This window comes from Streptomyces sp. SAS_270 (assembly GCF_052543295.1).
Genome location: NZ_JBMNDS010000093.1, coordinates 1 through 15,283, shown reverse-complemented (window position 1 = coordinate 15,283; position 15,283 = coordinate 1). Strand labels below are relative to the sequence as shown.

Annotated in this window: 13 protein-coding genes; 4 read left to right on the top strand and 9 right to left on the bottom strand. The window is 71.7% G+C overall.

The genetic code is table 11. The annotated features are described in order from the left end of the window. Positions 1 to 44: 44 nt before the first annotated feature. The 7 genes from ACN6LB_RS39250 to ACN6LB_RS39220 all read right to left on the bottom strand — a co-directional run bounded on the left by ACN6LB_RS39250 (position 45) and on the right by ACN6LB_RS39220 (position 7,539). Positions 45 to 1,526: an MFS transporter gene (locus tag ACN6LB_RS39250; RefSeq protein ID WP_445030044.1), complete on the bottom strand. Its 1,482-nt coding sequence runs from the start codon at positions 1,524 to 1,526 to the stop codon at positions 45 to 47. 68 nt (positions 1,527 to 1,594) lie between these two features. After that, positions 1,595 to 2,617: a class II fructose-bisphosphate aldolase gene (gene fbaA, locus ACN6LB_RS39245; RefSeq protein WP_356133943.1), complete on the bottom strand. Its 1,023-nt coding sequence runs from the start codon at positions 2,615 to 2,617 to the stop codon at positions 1,595 to 1,597. Positions 2,618 to 2,842: 225 nt separating this feature from the next. Then, a complete protein-coding gene (gene pyrE / locus ACN6LB_RS39240; protein WP_356133945.1) occupies positions 2,843 to 3,394 on the bottom strand; it encodes an orotate phosphoribosyltransferase in 552 nt (183 codons plus the stop codon). A gap of 10 nt (positions 3,395 to 3,404) precedes the next feature. After that, positions 3,405 to 4,196, bottom strand: coding sequence for an aldose epimerase family protein (locus ACN6LB_RS39235; protein ID WP_445030043.1), 792 nt, complete (start codon positions 4,194 to 4,196; stop codon positions 3,405 to 3,407). A 96-nt stretch (positions 4,197 to 4,292) separates the two neighbouring features. Further along, positions 4,293 to 5,135, bottom strand: coding sequence for an SRPBCC family protein (locus tag ACN6LB_RS39230; RefSeq protein ID WP_445030042.1), 843 nt, complete (start codon positions 5,133 to 5,135; stop codon positions 4,293 to 4,295). A gap of 77 nt (positions 5,136 to 5,212) precedes the next feature. After that, entirely contained in the window at positions 5,213 to 6,856 is a 1,644-nt protein-coding gene (locus ACN6LB_RS39225; protein ID WP_445030041.1) for a polyamine aminopropyltransferase, read from the bottom strand. Between the two features lie 137 nt (positions 6,857 to 6,993). Next, positions 6,994 to 7,539, bottom strand: coding sequence for a DUF2617 family protein (locus ACN6LB_RS39220; protein ID WP_356133953.1), 546 nt, complete (start codon positions 7,537 to 7,539; stop codon positions 6,994 to 6,996). A 796-nt stretch (positions 7,540 to 8,335) separates the two neighbouring features. On the opposite strand from ACN6LB_RS39220, the gene ACN6LB_RS39215 reads away from it, so the two are divergent. Both ACN6LB_RS39215 and ACN6LB_RS39210 read left to right on the top strand, forming a co-directional pair. Next, positions 8,336 to 9,529, top strand: coding sequence for a pyridoxal phosphate-dependent aminotransferase (locus ACN6LB_RS39215; protein WP_356134849.1), 1,194 nt, complete (start codon positions 8,336 to 8,338; stop codon positions 9,527 to 9,529). A 118-nt stretch (positions 9,530 to 9,647) separates the two neighbouring features. Further along, positions 9,648 to 10,865 carry a hypothetical protein gene (locus ACN6LB_RS39210; RefSeq protein ID WP_445030040.1) on the top strand — a complete coding sequence of 406 codons (1,218 nt, stop codon included), beginning with the start codon at positions 9,648 to 9,650 and terminating at the stop codon, positions 10,863 to 10,865. 21 nt (positions 10,866 to 10,886) lie between these two features. Here ACN6LB_RS39210 and ACN6LB_RS39205 read toward each other — a convergent pair whose 3' ends face one another. After that, positions 10,887 to 11,417, bottom strand: a complete 531-nt coding sequence (locus tag ACN6LB_RS39205; RefSeq protein ID WP_356134853.1) for a YbjN domain-containing protein — start codon at positions 11,415 to 11,417, stop codon at positions 10,887 to 10,889. A gap of 172 nt (positions 11,418 to 11,589) precedes the next feature. Between ACN6LB_RS39205 and ACN6LB_RS39200 the strand changes: the two genes are divergently transcribed. Beyond that, on the top strand, positions 11,590 to 11,742 hold the full coding sequence (locus ACN6LB_RS39200) for a hypothetical protein (RefSeq protein ID WP_445030039.1): 153 nt from the start codon (positions 11,590 to 11,592) through the stop codon (positions 11,740 to 11,742). A gap of 51 nt (positions 11,743 to 11,793) precedes the next feature. Here ACN6LB_RS39200 and clpB read toward each other — a convergent pair whose 3' ends face one another. Then, positions 11,794 to 14,391 carry an ATP-dependent chaperone ClpB gene (gene clpB, locus ACN6LB_RS39195; protein ID WP_356134855.1) on the bottom strand — a complete coding sequence of 866 codons (2,598 nt, stop codon included), beginning with the start codon at positions 14,389 to 14,391 and terminating at the stop codon, positions 11,794 to 11,796. Positions 14,392 to 14,685: 294 nt separating this feature from the next. Here clpB and ACN6LB_RS39190 point away from each other — a divergent pair, with 294 nt between their 5' ends. Beyond that, entirely contained in the window at positions 14,686 to 15,099 is a 414-nt protein-coding gene (locus ACN6LB_RS39190) for a pyridoxamine 5'-phosphate oxidase family protein (RefSeq protein ID WP_356134857.1), read from the top strand. Positions 15,100 to 15,283: the final 184 nt, after the last annotated feature.

Below are 15,283 nucleotides of genomic sequence, written 5' to 3'. Positions count from 1 at the left end.
CGAACCGGACCGCACCGCACCGGGCCTCACCAAAGCGCACCCCCTCAGGGCGCCCCGCCAGAAACCCGTTCCAGCGGCGGCGCGGTCACACACCCATGCGTACGGCACTCGGGAACCCGGCACCCGGCCCCCGGACGCCGCACGGTCGCGAACGCAAGCACCGCGCCCACCACGAGGACCGCCGCACACAGCGGCATCGCCCGTCGAAACGCGTCGTCGAACCGCTCCGGCACCCGGTACGCCTCCGGTCCCATCCCCACCAGCAGCGGCAGCGCGGCCACGGCGACCAGCCCGGCCGCGCGGGCCGCCGCGTTGTTGATGCCGCTGGCCAGCCCCGCCCGCCCGGTGTCCACGGACGCCAGCACCGTCGCGGTCAGCGGCGCCACCAGGGTCACCATGCCGAGCCCCAGCACCAGCAGCGCGGGCAGCACGTCGGCGACGTACGACGCGTCAGGGCCGACCCGCAGCATCAGCAGCATCCCGGCCGCGCACAGCAGCGGACCCACGGTGAGCGGGATGCGCGGGCCGATGCGCTGGGCGAGCTGGCCCGAGCGGGCGGAGAACAGCAGCATCAGGGCGGTCGTCGGCAGCAGCGCCGTACCGGCACCGAGGGCCGAGTAGCCCGCCACGACCTGGAGTTGCAGCGCGGAGAGGAAGAAGAAGCCCGCGAAGGCCGCGTACACGCACAGGGTCACCAGGTTCACCGCGGTGAACTGGCGCGAGGCGAAGATGTCGAGCGGCATCATCGGGTCGGGCCGGCGCCGCTCGACGAACACGAACGCGACGCCCGCCGCCACGCCCGCGACCGCCGACACCACGACCAGCACGGAACCGCTGCGCGCCTCGATCAGCGCGTACGTCACCAGGGCGAGGGCCAGCGCGCCGAGGACCGCGCCGAGGACGTCGAAACGGCCGTGCTTACGACCGTCCGCGGACTCGGGGACATGCCGTACGGCGATGGGGGCGCAGAGCAGCGCCACCGGGACGTTGAGCAGGAAGACCCAGCGCCAGCCGGGGCCGTCCACCAGCCAGCCGCCCAGGAACGGGCCGACCGCCGCGCCGATACCGCCGAACCCCGACCACAGGCCGACCGCCCTGGCCCGGTCGTCCGGGTGGAAGGACGCCTGGATCAGCGCGAGCGAGCCCGGCGTGAGCAGCGCCCCGCCGACGCCCTGCAGGGCACGCGCCGCGACCAGCACGCCCGCGCTGGGCGCGAGCCCGCACAGCAGCGAGGCCGCGGCGAACCAGACCACGCCGATGACGAAGACCTTCCGACGCCCGAACCGGTCCCCGAGCGCACCGCCCAGCAGGATCAGCCCGGCCAGCGTCACCATGTAGGCGTTCACGGTCCACTGGAGCGCCGCGAGGTCCGCGTCCAGATCGCGGCCGATGCGCGGCAGCGCGACGTTGACGACCGTCGAGTCCAGCATCGCCATGCTGGAGCCGAGAACGGTGGTCAGCAGAATCCACTTTCCCGTGCCGCTCGTGATCCTTACGGCCGGGGACTCCTGCGGAGGGGCAGCCATACACCGGAGCATACGGAAGGGCCCGGCACCGCGCGGTGCCGAGCCCTGATCCGTACGCAGCGGACGTACTACTTCAGCTTGGTGCCCGTGGAGCGCAGCGCGCCGCACGCCTCGGTGACGCGGGCCGCCATCGACGCCTCGGCGAGCTTGCCCCAGGTGCGCGGGTCGTACTTCGACTTGGTGCCGACCTCGCCGTCGACCTTCAGGACACCGTCGTAGTTGCGGAACATGTGGTCCGCGACGGGACGCGTGAACGCGTACTGGGTGTCGGTGTCGAGGTTCATCTTCACGACGCCGTTCTCCAGCGCGGTGGCGATCTCCTCGGCCGTGGAGCCGGAGCCGCCGTGGAAGACGAAGTCGAACGGGCTCGGCTTGCCGTACTTGGCGGCGACGCCCTCGTTCAGGTCCTTCAGGAGGTCGGGACGCAGCACGACGTTGCCCGGCTTGTAGACGCCGTGCACGTTGCCGAAGGACGCGGCGAGGAGGTAGCGGCCCTTCTCGCCCAGGCCGAGGGCCTCGGCGGTGCGCAGCGCGTCGTCGACCGTGGTGTAGAGGGAGTCGTTGATCTCGTGCGAGACACCGTCCTCCTCGCCGCCGGTCGGGGTGATCTCGACCTCGAGGATGATCTTCGCGGCGGCGGCCTTCGCGAGCAGCTCCTGGCCGATGGCCAGGTTGTCGGCGAGGGTCTCGGCGGAGCCGTCCCACATGTGCGACTGGAACAGCGGGTTCTCGCCCTTGGCGACACGCTCGGCGGAGATGTCGAGCAGCGGACGTACGTAGCCGTCCAGCTTGTCCTTGGGGCAGTGGTCCGTGTGCAGCGCGACCGTGATGTCGTACTTGGCGGCGACGATGTGCGCGAACTCGGCGAGCGCGACCGCGCCGATCACCATCTCCTTCTTGTGCTGGCCGCCCAGGAACTCGGCGCCACCCGTGGAGATCTGGATGATGCCGTCGCTCTCCGCCTCCGCGAAGCCGCGCAGCGCAGCGTGCAGGGTCTGGGACGAGGTCACGTTGATGGCCGGGTAGGCGAACTTTCCTGCCTTCGCCCGGTCGAGCATCTCGTTGTAGACCTCGGGGGTTGCGATGGGCATCTGACCGCTCCTTGTATGTGCGGGTGGCGTTCTGCTTACGGCCCTGACCTAGGGGGGCGACGTCATCGTCGGCCCCATCTTTCCAGACGTGGCCGGATGCTCCGGCCAGGGTGTCAGGGACTGGTCGGTAACCCCTGGAGCCGCCCGCCCCAGGGGTCCCTGCTGCCTCAGCCCGTGCGCCGGCCCATGTCCCGGTCCGTGCCCGGGCCGGGGCGCTCTGCTGCGTCAGTCCAGGCCCAGCTCGTCCTTGGAGTACGCGAAGAGGTACGGGACTCCGGCACCCTGCTGGATCTTCTCGTCGGCGCCGGTCGCCCGGTCGACGATCGTCGCCACGCCGACGACCTCCGCGCCCGCCTCGCGCACGGCCTCCACGGCGGTCAGCGGGGAGCCGCCCGTGGTGGAGGTGTCCTCGACGACGAGGACGCGGCGGCCCTTGATCTCGGGGCCCTCCACGCGGCGCTGCAGGCCGTGCGCCTTCGCGGCCTTGCGGACGACGAAGGCGTCCAGCTTCTGCCCTCGCGCGGCGGCCGCGTGCAGCATCGACGCGGCGACCGGGTCGGCGCCCATCGTCAGACCGCCCACCGCGTCGAAGTCGAGGTCCGCGGTCAGGTCGAGCAGCACCTGCCCGACCAGTGGCGCGGCCTCGCCGTCGAGGGTGATGCGGCGCAGGTCGACGTAGTAGTCCGCCTCAAGACCCGACGAAAGGGTCACCTTGCCGTGCACCACGGCCTTGTCCTTGATCTGCTGCAGCAGTGCTCCGCGTACGTCATCACTCATGCGCATCAGCTTAGAGGCGGCGCCAGCTCCAGGTGGTCGTGGCTTCCAGCGGCTCGATCGGTGTGACCAGGCGGGGGTGGGTGTTCAGGCCGTTGGGCGGGCCGGTCTGCGGCTCCACGCACACCGCCGCCTCCTGCTCGTCGTACACGACGACCCACTGCTCGCGGGCGGCCACCTTCAGCTCCAGCTGCCCGGGCCAGGTGAGCGTGACGTCGACTCCGTCGGGCATTGCGAAGCAGTCGTCCCAGGGGCCCGGGCGCGGGTCGACGCGCTTGCCGGTGGGGAGGTGGTCGTCGCCGCGCTCCTCCTGCCACGCGGGGGTGAAGTCGAGGAGGACGTCCTCGCCGGTGCCGAGGTTCCGGTTGAACCAGGGGTGCCAGCCGATCTGGGCCGGGAACGAGTCCCCGTACGTCTCCACGGACGTGGTGAGCGTGAAGGCGTCCGGTGTCAGGGCGAAGACCTGGGTGACGCGGCCGGGGTGGGGCCAGGGGGCGGCGAGGTCGTACGTGATGACCGCTTCCGTGGCGGTGGTGCGGGCGGTGGTCCAGGCGCCGTCCCGGGTGGTGCCGTGGATGGCGTGCGGTGGGGAGTTGAGGGGCATCTGCCGTACGACGGCCCCGTCCAGGAAGCGGCCTTCGCGGATGCGTCCGCACCACGGGACCATCGGGAAGCAGCCGAACTTCTCGCCCTGGCGCAGCAGTTCGACGCCGCCGACTCGCAGACTGCCCACCCGGCCGCCGTTCTCCGGCAGCACGGTCACCTCCGCGTCACCCGCGGTCAGCGTGATGTCTTCGTTACTCACGCCCTGACCTTACTGGCGGGGGTGACGTTCGCTGGGGGTCGGGTCCGTGCGTACGCGACTGCGGGCCGCGTTACTGCGCCCACCCCGGGGCCGGTATCAGTGGCGTTTGCGCAGGGCTCGGGTTACGGCGATGGCGGAGGCGAGGGCGAGGGCCGCGGCGGGGGCCGCCCAGCGGAGGGTGGCGCGGGCGGCGGCGGCCTCCGGAGCCGGGACGGGGGCGTAGCGGCCCCGCGGCGGCGCGTGGTCCACCTCCTCCGCGCTGCGACCGATCATCGTGCGCCGGGCGTGCGCCGCCTCGGCCATCGGATCGGCTCGCTCCCCGGGCAGCGGGGCCCCGCCCAGGGACTGCTCCGCGTCGCCGAACTCCGCACCGAACTCCTGCTCCAGGGACGGCGGAGGAACCTCGGTCTCGAAGACGGAGGGGGAGGAGGGCTCTTCAGGGGTCGCTTCGGGGGTCGGTTCGGGCGCCGCGTCCGTGCCCTGTCGCGGCTCGGGTTCGGAGCCCGGCCGCTTCTCCTCCGTCCCATCCCCCAGCGCCTCCGCGAAACGGTTCAGCAGCCGCGTCATCGCCGACGTCACCGCGTCCGGCGGGAGTTCCGTCACCCGGCCGTCCGCCGTCGCCGTACCGCCGAAGGCGAGCGTCGTGCCGCCGTCCGCGGGGGCGAGTCGTAGCGAGAGGGCCAGCTTGACCGAGCCGCTGCCGCGGGCCTCCGTCGCGTCGCCCTCGACGGCGTAGGTGTCGTCGTCGTGCGCGGTGACCCGCACCGCACCGCGGTAGGTGATCGTGTGGCCGCCGATGCGGACCTTCAGCCGGCCGGACACGGGCGGCGTGCCCGCGTCCTGCTGGAGGCCGGGAACCGCCCTGGCCACCCGTGCGGGATCGGCCAGCGCCTCCCTCAGCCGCTCGACCGGAACCGGAACGAACACCTCATGCTCCATGTCAGCCGAGCCTACCCAGCACGGCCCGGACCGCACCTGTCAATGACGCGATTCCCTGGCCGAAACCGGGCTCCGCCTCAGTCGGCGTACCGCGGATGCACCAGCGTGGAGGGCGCCAGGCCGGTGATGCGGGTGCGGGACGCCGCTCGGACGTCAGCGTTCAGCCCCGGCCGGGTCAGGGTCCGCGGGGGCGGGGCCGCCGGGTCGAGGCCCAGGACCGGGGGAGTGGCGGCGGCGAGAAGGAAGCCCCAGTCGTGCGGGGCGCGGGAGGCGCCCGCCGTGCGGTCGGGGCCCGCGGCGAAGCCGATGTCACGCCCGCCCACGCGGTACGGCACCGTGTGCAGTCCGGCCGCCCGCACCGTCGCGTCGACCGTCCAGAAGATCCGCCGCCGGGTCGCCACCGGCCCCGCGTGCACCGCCAGCCGTCCGTCCGGCGCCAGCACGCGGCTCGCGAGGCCGTAGAACTCCTGCGAATAGAGCTTCGTGCTCGCCGTGATGCCGGGGTCGGGGAGGTCCGAGATCACCACGTCGTACGTGGAGTGGGCGCCGCGCAGCCAGCGGAAGGCGTCCGTCACGGCGACATGGACGCGCGGGTCGTCGTACACATGCCCGTTGAGCCGGGAGAGCGCCGGGTCGTGGCGCGCCAGCCCGATCACGGCCGCGTCGAGTTCGACCACGTCGACCCGGCGTACGCCCGAGTGGCGCAGCACCTCGCGGACCGCGAGGCCGTCGCCGCCGCCGAGGACGAGCACGCGCGCGTGCGGCCCGTTCATCGCGGGGTGGACGAGCGCCTCGTGGAAGCGGCGCTCGTCCCGGCCGCTGACCCGCAGGCGGCCGTCGAGGAAGAGGTCGAGGGGGCTGCCGTGCGTGCCGCCGGTCAGGACGACCTCCTGGACGCCGCTCTGCAGCGCCACCCGTACGTCCTCGCCGTAGACCGCGTGTCGCGCCGCCCGTTCGAAGTCGTCGACCAGGACGGCCGCGGCGGCGAGCACCCCGAGGACGACGAGGTTGGCGACGAGCAGCAGCCAGCGGCCGCGCCGGGTCAGATCCCGCCGGAACAGGCCGAGTACGAGGGCGCCGCCGGCGAGCGCGTTGACCGTGCCGGTGAGCAGCGCGCCCGTCACCTGGCCGAGCAGCGGCAGCAGCAGGAAGGGGAAGGCGAGGCCGCCGACGAGCGCGCCGACGTAGTCCGCGGCGAAGAGGTCCGCCACCGCGCCGCCCGCGTCCTGGCGGCGGATGCGCTGGATCAGCTCCATGAGCAGCGGGACCTCGGCGCCGATGAGCAGGCCGATGGCGAGGGAGAAGGCGACCAGGAGGTAGCGGGAGCCGGCCGCCCAGAGCCCGCTCCAGTCCCCCGTCCACGCGAAGACCGCGTACAGCGCCATCGCGCTGCATCCGCCGACCAGCGCGAGCGCCGCCTCGACCGCGCCGAACCCCGCCGCGGCGCGCGGGCGCAGCCGTTTCGCGGCGAGGGAGCCGATGCCCATCGCGAAGACCATCACGGACAGGACGACGGACGCCTGGGTGACCGAGTCGCCCATCAAGTACGAGGCGAGGGCGACCAGTTCGAGCTCGTACACAAGTCCACAGGCCGCGCAGACGAACACTCCCGCGAGGACGAGGAACCGTCCGATGCCCGGACTGACGGGCAGCCGCGCCTGGCCCTGGACGCCCCAGGACGGCGGCGCGCCGGGTGGAGCAGGCGCGTGCGGTTCGATCACCTTGGGAACGCTACGTCACGCTTGCGCTGCGCTTCGTCACCCACACGTGTGGAAACGTGGGCTTGTTGGGCGTTCGGGGTTTGTTCCTGAGGGCTGTCGCCCCCAGACCCCCGCCATCGGCCTGAACGGCCTCGTCCTCAAACGCCGGACGGGCTGAGAAATCCGCCGGACGGGCTCAACTGCCGTACCCCCACCCGCGTGCGCGTCGCGACCAGCTGGCCGTCCTGCGGATACGCGTGCCATGTGCGCCAGTGGACCTGGCCCTCGTGGCGTTGGGCGAGCATCGCGGTGAAGGCGTGGGGGCTGCCGGGGAAGACACCCGCGAGTCCGTTGGGGTGGTCGGAGACGAGGGCCAGCAACTCCTGGGCGCGGCCCGCGAAGGAGCCGTGGGAGAGGGTCTCGACGCGGGCCGCGAACTCGTACTCCCAGTCGCCGAGCCGTTTCGCCACGCCGAGCGGGAGGGGCGTGCTGCTGCCGGAGATGCACGCGACCGTCTCCGAACAACTGCCCTGCTCCTCATCGAGGAGCACCTGGTGCGACGCGCCGAGGAGCCGCAACTGAAGTCTCGCTCCGGCGAGTTCGAGGTCGAGGGTGGCGAGCGCGGGGAGCGGTTCGCGCCCCAGGGCCCAGGCGAGGTCTGCCGCGCGCGTGTCGGTGTAGGCGGTGTTCAGGGTCGTGAGCATGGGTCGGCTCCGCTAGCACGCATTAAGGGAGGTGGGGGGAGGTCCGGCGCACCCGGTCGGCGCCGGGAGAACGGCCCGGTCAGCCCGTCAGGAAGGACGTCCGAGGGCTGCTTTGGTGATGTAGAGGGAATCATGAACTATGGCGCCGCCACAGCGTTTTTACCCAACTTCGTAGGGTTTCCATCCCCCCGAGGGCTTCACAGCTCAACTGTTCAACCACGGCGTACGCCCGGAGCACGGAAGTGCCCGCCGGAAGCCGTTCCCCGACGGGCACTTCACTGCGTTCCGGATGCGGCTCCCCTGAGGAGCTCGGCTGCCCCGTGTCAGCTGCCTCCGCCGCATCCGCCGCCGCCACCGCACGAGGACCCGCCCCCGCAGGAGGACCCGCCTCCGCACGAAGAACCGCCCCCGCACGAGTGGCTGCTGTGGTGTCCCCCGTGGTGCCCGCCCGACGAACTGCTGCCGCACGAGACCGCCGTACTGCCGGCACTGCCGGCGCCGCCGGCCCACCAGCTGTTGCTGCTGCTGCCGGTGCGCCGGGAACGCGTGCCCCCGCCTCCGGACCTGCGTACGGCCTTCCTCCCCTTCCGGTTCGCGGCCACGAAGGCCCCGACCAGCACGATGCACCCAACCGCCAGGATGATGCCGATGACCATGGCGCCACCCTCCTTTCGTTCCCCCGAAGCGGCCCCCCGTGGGCTCTCGCTCCGTGCACGGGATCCGTGCGTGAGAGGGGGATGCCCTCGCGCCCGGCGGGCCAAAGCAGAGTTGAGGAACTCCAGAGCTTGGGCGCAGGATGACGGCCATGACCTCCAGCGCACGCCCCTTCCTCAACCGTCGGCTCGCCGAGTTCGGTACGACGATCTTCGCCGAGATGTCGGCCCTTGCCCTCAGCACGGGTGCGATCAACCTCGGCCAGGGCTTCCCCGACACGGACGGGCCCGAGGAGATCCGGGAGGCGGCGGTGCGCGCGCTCAGGGACGGCCGCGGCAACCAGTACCCGCCGGGCCCGGGCGTGCCCGAGCTGCGCACCGCGATCGCCGCGCACCAGCAGCGGCTGTACGCACTGTCGTACGACCCCGACACCGAGGTCCTCGTCACGGCGGGCGCCACCGAGGCCATCGCCGCGGCGCTGCTCGCCCTGGTCGAGCCCGGCGACGAGGTGATCGCCTTCGAGCCGTACTACGACTCGTACGCGGCGAGCATCGCGATGGCGGGCGGCACGCGGGTGCCGGTCACGCTGCGGCCGGACCATGCGTCCGCCTCGTTCCGGCTCGACCTCGACGAGCTGCGTGACGCCGTCACCGACCGCACCCGGCTGCTGCTCATCAACACCCCGCACAACCCGACCGGCACCGTGCTCACGCGCGAGGAGCTCGCCTTCATCGCCGAGCTGGCCGTCGAGCGCGACCTCCTCGTGGTGACGGACGAGGTGTACGAGCACCTCGTCTTCGACGACGCCGAGCACCTGCCGCTGGCCTGCTTCCCGGGCATGCGCGAGCGGACGGTGTCCATCGGGTCGGCGGGCAAGACCTACTCCTTCACCGGGTGGAAGGTCGGCTGGGTGACCGCCGCGCCCGGCCTGGTCTCGGCCGTCCGCTCGGCCAAGCAGTACCTGACGTACGTCGCCTCCGGGCCCTTCCAGTACGCCGTCGCCGAGGCGCTCGCGCTGCCGGACACCTACTTCGAGGCGTTCCGCGCGGACATGCGGGCCAAGCGGGACGTCCTCGCGGCCGGGCTCACCGAGGCGGGCTTCGAGGTCTTCCGGCCGGCGGGCACGTACTTCATCACGACCGACATCCGCCCGCTCGGCGAGTCCGACGGCTTCGCCTTCTGCCGTTCGCTGCCGGAGCGCGCCGGGGTCGTCGCCATCCCGAACGCGGTCTTCTACGACCACCGGGAGGCCGGCGCCCCCTTCGTACGGTTCGCCTTCTGCAAGCAGACCGGGGTGCTGGAGGAGGCGGCGAAGCGGTTGAAGGCGGCCTGGTAGGCCGCCCTCTACCAGCTGCCTCCGTGCCGTTCACCGAGGCGCGCCGGGGTAGCACGACACGTACTCGCACGGGCCCCCAAAGCTCGCAAATCACCCAAGCGGGACGCACAGTTCGGGTGTGACTCGCGCCAGCACCATCCCAGCCCTCGCCACCAAGGAACCCGGCGCTGAGGGCTGTGCCCACCCGTCCCGCCCTGCGGAACGCCTGCCCACCGCAGCGGCACGGGCGACCTGCGCCGCCCTCGGCCTGTTCGCGGCGGCCCGGCTGCTCGGCCTGGCCGTGCTCGCCGGGACCGCCTGGGCCACCGGCCACCGCCCCCTCGCCCTGCTGGGGCGGTCCTGGGACTCGCTCTGGTACCTGGGGATCGCGACGCACGGCTACGGACGGACGCTGTACTTCCGGCCCACTGTCATCCACAGCGACCTGGCGTTCTTCCCGCTCTACCCGGCGCTCGTCCGCGCCGTCACCACGCTCACCCCGCTCGGCGGCGGCGCGGCGGGCCTGCTCGTCTCGTGGTGCGCGGCCGCGGCCGCCGCGTGCGGGATGTACGCGATCGGGGCCCGGCTGTACGGCCGCGCGGTCGGCACCGCGCTCGTGCTGCTGTGGGGCCTGCTTCCGCACTCGGTCGTGCTCTCCATGGCGTACACCGAACCCGTGCTCACGGCCTGCGCGGCCTGGTCGCTGTACGCCGTGCTCAGCGAGCGGTGGCTGTGGGCGGGCACCCTGGCGGCGCTCGCGGGCCTGTCCCGGCCCAACGGCTTCGCGGTCGCGGCCGCGGTCCTCGCGGCGGCGGCGTACGAGGTCTGGAGGCGGCGCGGGCGAAAAGTTCCCCACAGCCTGTGGACAGGCGCCGCGCTCGCGCCGCTCGGCTGGGGCGGCTACGTGCTGTGGGTGGGGCGGCGCAAGGGCGATCCGCTCGGCGGGTACTTCACGGTGCAGCGGCTGTGGGGCTCGCGCTTCGACCTCGGACACGGATCGCTGCACTTCATCCGGCACCTGCTGCTGCACGGGGAGCGGTTCGTGTTCCCCATGACGATGGTGATCGTCGCGGCGGGCGTGCTGCTCTACGCGCTGCTCGTCGCGGACCGCGCCCCACTGCCGCTGCTGGTCTACAGCGGCGTCCTGCTGCTCGTCGTACTCGGCGGCTCCGGGTTCTTCGAGTCCAAGCCGCGCTTCCTGCTGCCCGCGTTCCCGCTGCTGATCCCGCTGGCGCGGGCGCTGGTGCGAACGGCAAGAGCCCGGCCCTGGCACGCGACCTTGGTGGTCGGCGCCCTGGCCGGGCTCTCGTTCGCCTACGGGGCGTATCTGGTGGTCATCGCCCGCACGCCCCTGTGAGTCCGTGCGTCCCCGGACGACCTACTCGTCGTCCTCGGGCTTCTCGTCGGCCTCGTCGATCTCCTCCGTGAGGCCGAGCTGCTCCACGAGCCACTTGTCGAACTCGATCGCGGCCCGCACCCAGCTGACCGTCGAGGACACGAAGTGCTCCAGCGCGACGCCGGTGCCGATCAGCATCTGCGCCTCGCCGATCAGACGGACACTGCCGTCGTCGTGCGTGTGGCTGTAGACCTTGGGCCACAGCGTGCGGCGGTTCCAGTCGTCGATCGCCTCGAGAAGCGCGGGCTTCTCGTCGATCTCGTGCGGCCGGTCGTAGAACGTCCGCACCGAGAAGACCTGCTGGTCACCCTCGCCGCGGAACATGAAGTACGTACGGAACTGCTCCCACGGCGCCGCGAGGTCACCCTCGTCGTCGACGACATACTTCAGCTCCATCTGCTCCAGGAGCTGCTTCACAAGGTCCTGATCCGGGACGACGGGGCCCGCCGGTCCGCCGGGCTGCGGCTCGGGCTGGCCCCCGAAGTTCGGAATCGAGGACGGGTCGATGCTCACCGTGTTTTTCCCTTCGTACGGATTCCGCCATCCTCCCCCATGCGGGGCGGGGGGTGGCAACCCCAGGCGGTGCCTGTCCGCCGGGGGCTGACACGATCCGGTCACCGGGGCCGTACCCGGACCGGCATCGATCGGTGACCCGGCCGGGTCACCGAGCCGAAAGGATCACGGCATGCACATGCGGAGAGAAGTCCGATGGCTCCTGTGGGGCCTGTGGCTGGGGTGCCTGGCCTTCGCCGTCTGGTTCATCGTGGCCGTGATCGTCGTCCTCACCGACGACTCCCCCCTCAACCAGCTGCAAAACCTCGGCCCCCTTGCCCGGTGATCCCCACCGGGCAAGGGGGCCGTACGGCATCCCTCGCGTCGTCCGCGACGGCTACAGCGTCTTGCCCGTCGCCGGCCCCACGATCAGCCCCTCGCCGAAGGCGTCCACGCGGACCGTGTCGCCGTCCTTGACCTCGCCCGCGAGGATCTCCTTGGCCAGGCGGTCGCCGATGGCGGTCTGCACGAGGCGGCGCAGGGGGCGGGCACCGTACGCCGGGTCGTTGCCCTCGTCCGCGAGCCAGGCGAGGGCCGCGTCGGTGACCTCCAGGGTGAGCCGGCGCTCCGCGAGACGCCTCGCGAGGCGGTCGATCTGCAGCCTCGCGATGCGCTCCAGCTCCGCCTTGTCGAGAGCCGAGAAGACCACCAGGTCGTCGAGCCGGTTGAGGAACTCCGGCTTGAAGGAGCTCCGTACGACCTCCAGGACCTGCTGCTTCTTCTCCTCCTCGGTGGTCAGCGGCTCGACCAGGAACTGACTGCCCAGGTTCGAGGTGAGGACCAGGATGACGTTGCGGAAGTCGACCGTGCGACCCTGACCGTCCGTCAGGCGGCCGTCGTCCAGCACCTGCAGGAGGACGTCGAAGACCTCCGGGTGCGCCTTCTCGACCTCGTCGAGCAGGATCACGCTGTACGGGCGGCGGCGTACGGCCTCGGTGAGCTGGCCGCCCTCCTCGTACCCGACGTATCCGGGCGGCGCGCCCACGAGCCGCGCGACGCTGTGCTTCTCGCCGTACTCCGACATGTCGATGCGGACCATCGCCCGCTCGTCGTCGAAGAGGAAGTCGGCCAGCGCCTTGGCGAGTTCGGTCTTTCCGACGCCCGTCGGGCCGAGGAAGAGGAAGGAGCCGGTGGGGCGGTCCGGGTCGGCGATACCGGCCCGTGAGCGGCGCACGGCGTCCGACACGGCCTGTACGGCCTCGAACTGGCCGATGAGCCGCTTGCCGAGCTCCTCCTCCATGCGCAGCAGCTTCTGCGTCTCGCCCTCCAGCAGGCGCCCGGCGGGGATGCCGGTCCAGGAGGCGACGACGTCCGCGATGTCGTCGGGGCCGACCTCCTCCTTCACCATGGTGTCCTTGGAGACCTCCTCCTCGGCCTCGGCAGCCTCCTCCAACTCCCTTTCCAGGGTGGGGATCTCGCCGTAGAGCAGCTTGGAGGCGGTGTCGAAGTCGCCGTCGCGCTGGGCGCGTTCGGCCTGGCCGCGCAGCTCGTCGAGCTTCTCCTTCAGCTCACCGACGCGGTTGAGGGACTGCTTCTCCTTCTCCCAGCGGGCGGTGAGGCCGCGCAGTTCCTCCTCCTTGTCGGCGAGGTCGCGGCGCAGCTTGTCCAGGCGCTGCCGGGAGGCGGGGTCGGTCTCCTTGCCGAGGGCCAGCTCCTCCATCTTCAACCGGTCCACGGCGCGCTGGAGTTCGTCGATCTCGACGGGCGAGGAGTCGATCTCCATGCGCAGCCGGGAGGCCGCCTCGTCGACGAGGTCGATGGCCTTGTCGGGCAGGAAGCGGGAGGTGATGTACCGGTCGGAGAGGGTGGCTGCCGCGACCAGTGCGCTGTCGGCGATCTGGACCTTGTGGTGGGCCTCGTAGCGGCCCTTGAGCCCGCGCAGGATCGCGATCGAGTCCTCGACGGTGGGTTCGGCGACCAGCACCTGCTGGAAGCGGCGCTCCAGCGCCGGGTCCTTCTCGATCCGCTCGCGGTACTCGTCGAGCGTCGTCGCGCCGACCATGCGCAGCTCACCGCGGGCGAGCATCGGCTTCAGCATGTTGCCGGCGTCCATGGCGGAGTCGCCGCCGGCGCCCGCGCCCACGACGGTGTGCAGCTCGTCGATGAAGGTGATGATCTGGCCGTCGCTGCCCTTGATCTCGGCCAGGACGGTCTTGAGGCGCTCCTCGAACTCACCGCGGTACTTGGCGCCCGCGACCATCGCGCCGAGGTCCAGCGCAACGAGCCGCTTGTTCTTCAGGGACTCGGGCACGTCGCCCTTGACGATCCGCTGGGCGAGCCCCTCGACGACGGCGGTCTTGCCCACGCCGGGCTCGCCGATGAGGACGGGGTTGTTCTTGGTGCGCCGGGACAGCACCTGCACGACCCGGCGGATCTCCTGGTCCCGTCCGATGACGGGGTCGAGCTTCCCCTCGCGCGCGGCGGCGGTGAAGTCCGTACCGAACTTTTCGAGCGCCTTGTACTGGCCCTCGGGATCCGGGGAAGTCACCCGGCGTCCTCCCCTGGTCTCCTGGAACGCCTCAAGCAGCTTTTTCGCACTGGCGCCCTGCCCGGACAGTACGTCACCGGCGGCGCCGCCCTTCGCGGCGATCCCGACGAGCAGGTGCTCGGTGGAGAGGTACTCGTCGCCGAGCTCCTTCGCCTTCGCCTGTGCTTCGGCGATGACGGCGAGCAGTTCGCGGCTGGGCTGCGGGGGCGCGACGGTGGAGCCGGTCACGCTGGGCAGCGCGGCCAGGACGCGGTCGGCGCCGGTGCGCACGGACGCCTGGTCGGCGTCGACGGCGGCCAGCAGGTCGATGATGTTCTCGTTGTCCTGCCCCTCAAGGAGCGCGAGGAGCAGGTGGGCGGGGGTGAGGTCCGGGTGCCCGGCGGACACGGCCCGGTCACTGGCCGCGTTGATCGCGTCCCGGCTCCTGTTGGTCAGCTCGGCGTCCACGTTCGCGTTCTCCTCCTTGCGTCAGCGGTGGGCGGCTCCCGCCCTAACACTGCCTTGGGCAACGTACACAAAGTTGAGTCTATTCCACTCAAGGTCCTGCCGGGAGACCTAGGGGGCTTCTGACGGATCAGCGCGGAAGAAGGAGCGGCGTTCGGTGCGTGCTCTCGGCGTGCCGGGCGGAAGTCCTCGTAGCGGAGCTACTAGGGCTTTCGTCCGGTGCGGCGAGAGTGCGTGCCGGGCGTCGCGACGCCGCGAAGATCCGTCAGAAGCCCCCTGGCGGTTAGGTTCTCCTCCATGGCCACGTACCCCGTGAATCCGCGCGATCCCGACCCCTCGTACCTCACCTTCTGGCAGGAGCGGCACCTGTGCACGCTGACGACGCTGCGGCCCGACGGCAGCCCGCACGTGGTGCCCGTCGGGGTGACATACGACCCGGAGGCGGGTCTGGCGCGGATCATCACCAACAAATCCAGCGCGAAGGTCGGACATGTGCGCGCCGCCGGCCCCGACGGCGCGCGGGTCGCGGTCTGCCAGGTGGACGGGCGGCGCTGGGCCACGCTGGAGGGACAGGCGTACGTACGCACCGAGCCGGAACCCGTCGCGGAGGCCGAGCGGCGCTACGCGGAGCGGTACGGGCGGGTGCCCTCGCCGAACCCGTCCCGCGTGGTGATCGAGATCGAGCTGCGGACGGCGATGGGGAGAGGCTGAAATCAACCGGTGCCGAGTCGGCCCCGGGATGCGAGGATGTGCTGAGTTTTCCCCGAAAACTGCAGCGGCGTCACCGTGTTCAGGTGGCGGACCAGCACCACGGGCCGTTCGGGGCCACGATCGAGCGGGCCCGCGCGATCCTCGTCGATCACATCTCCCAGTACGGGGCCTTCGAGGTCATGTG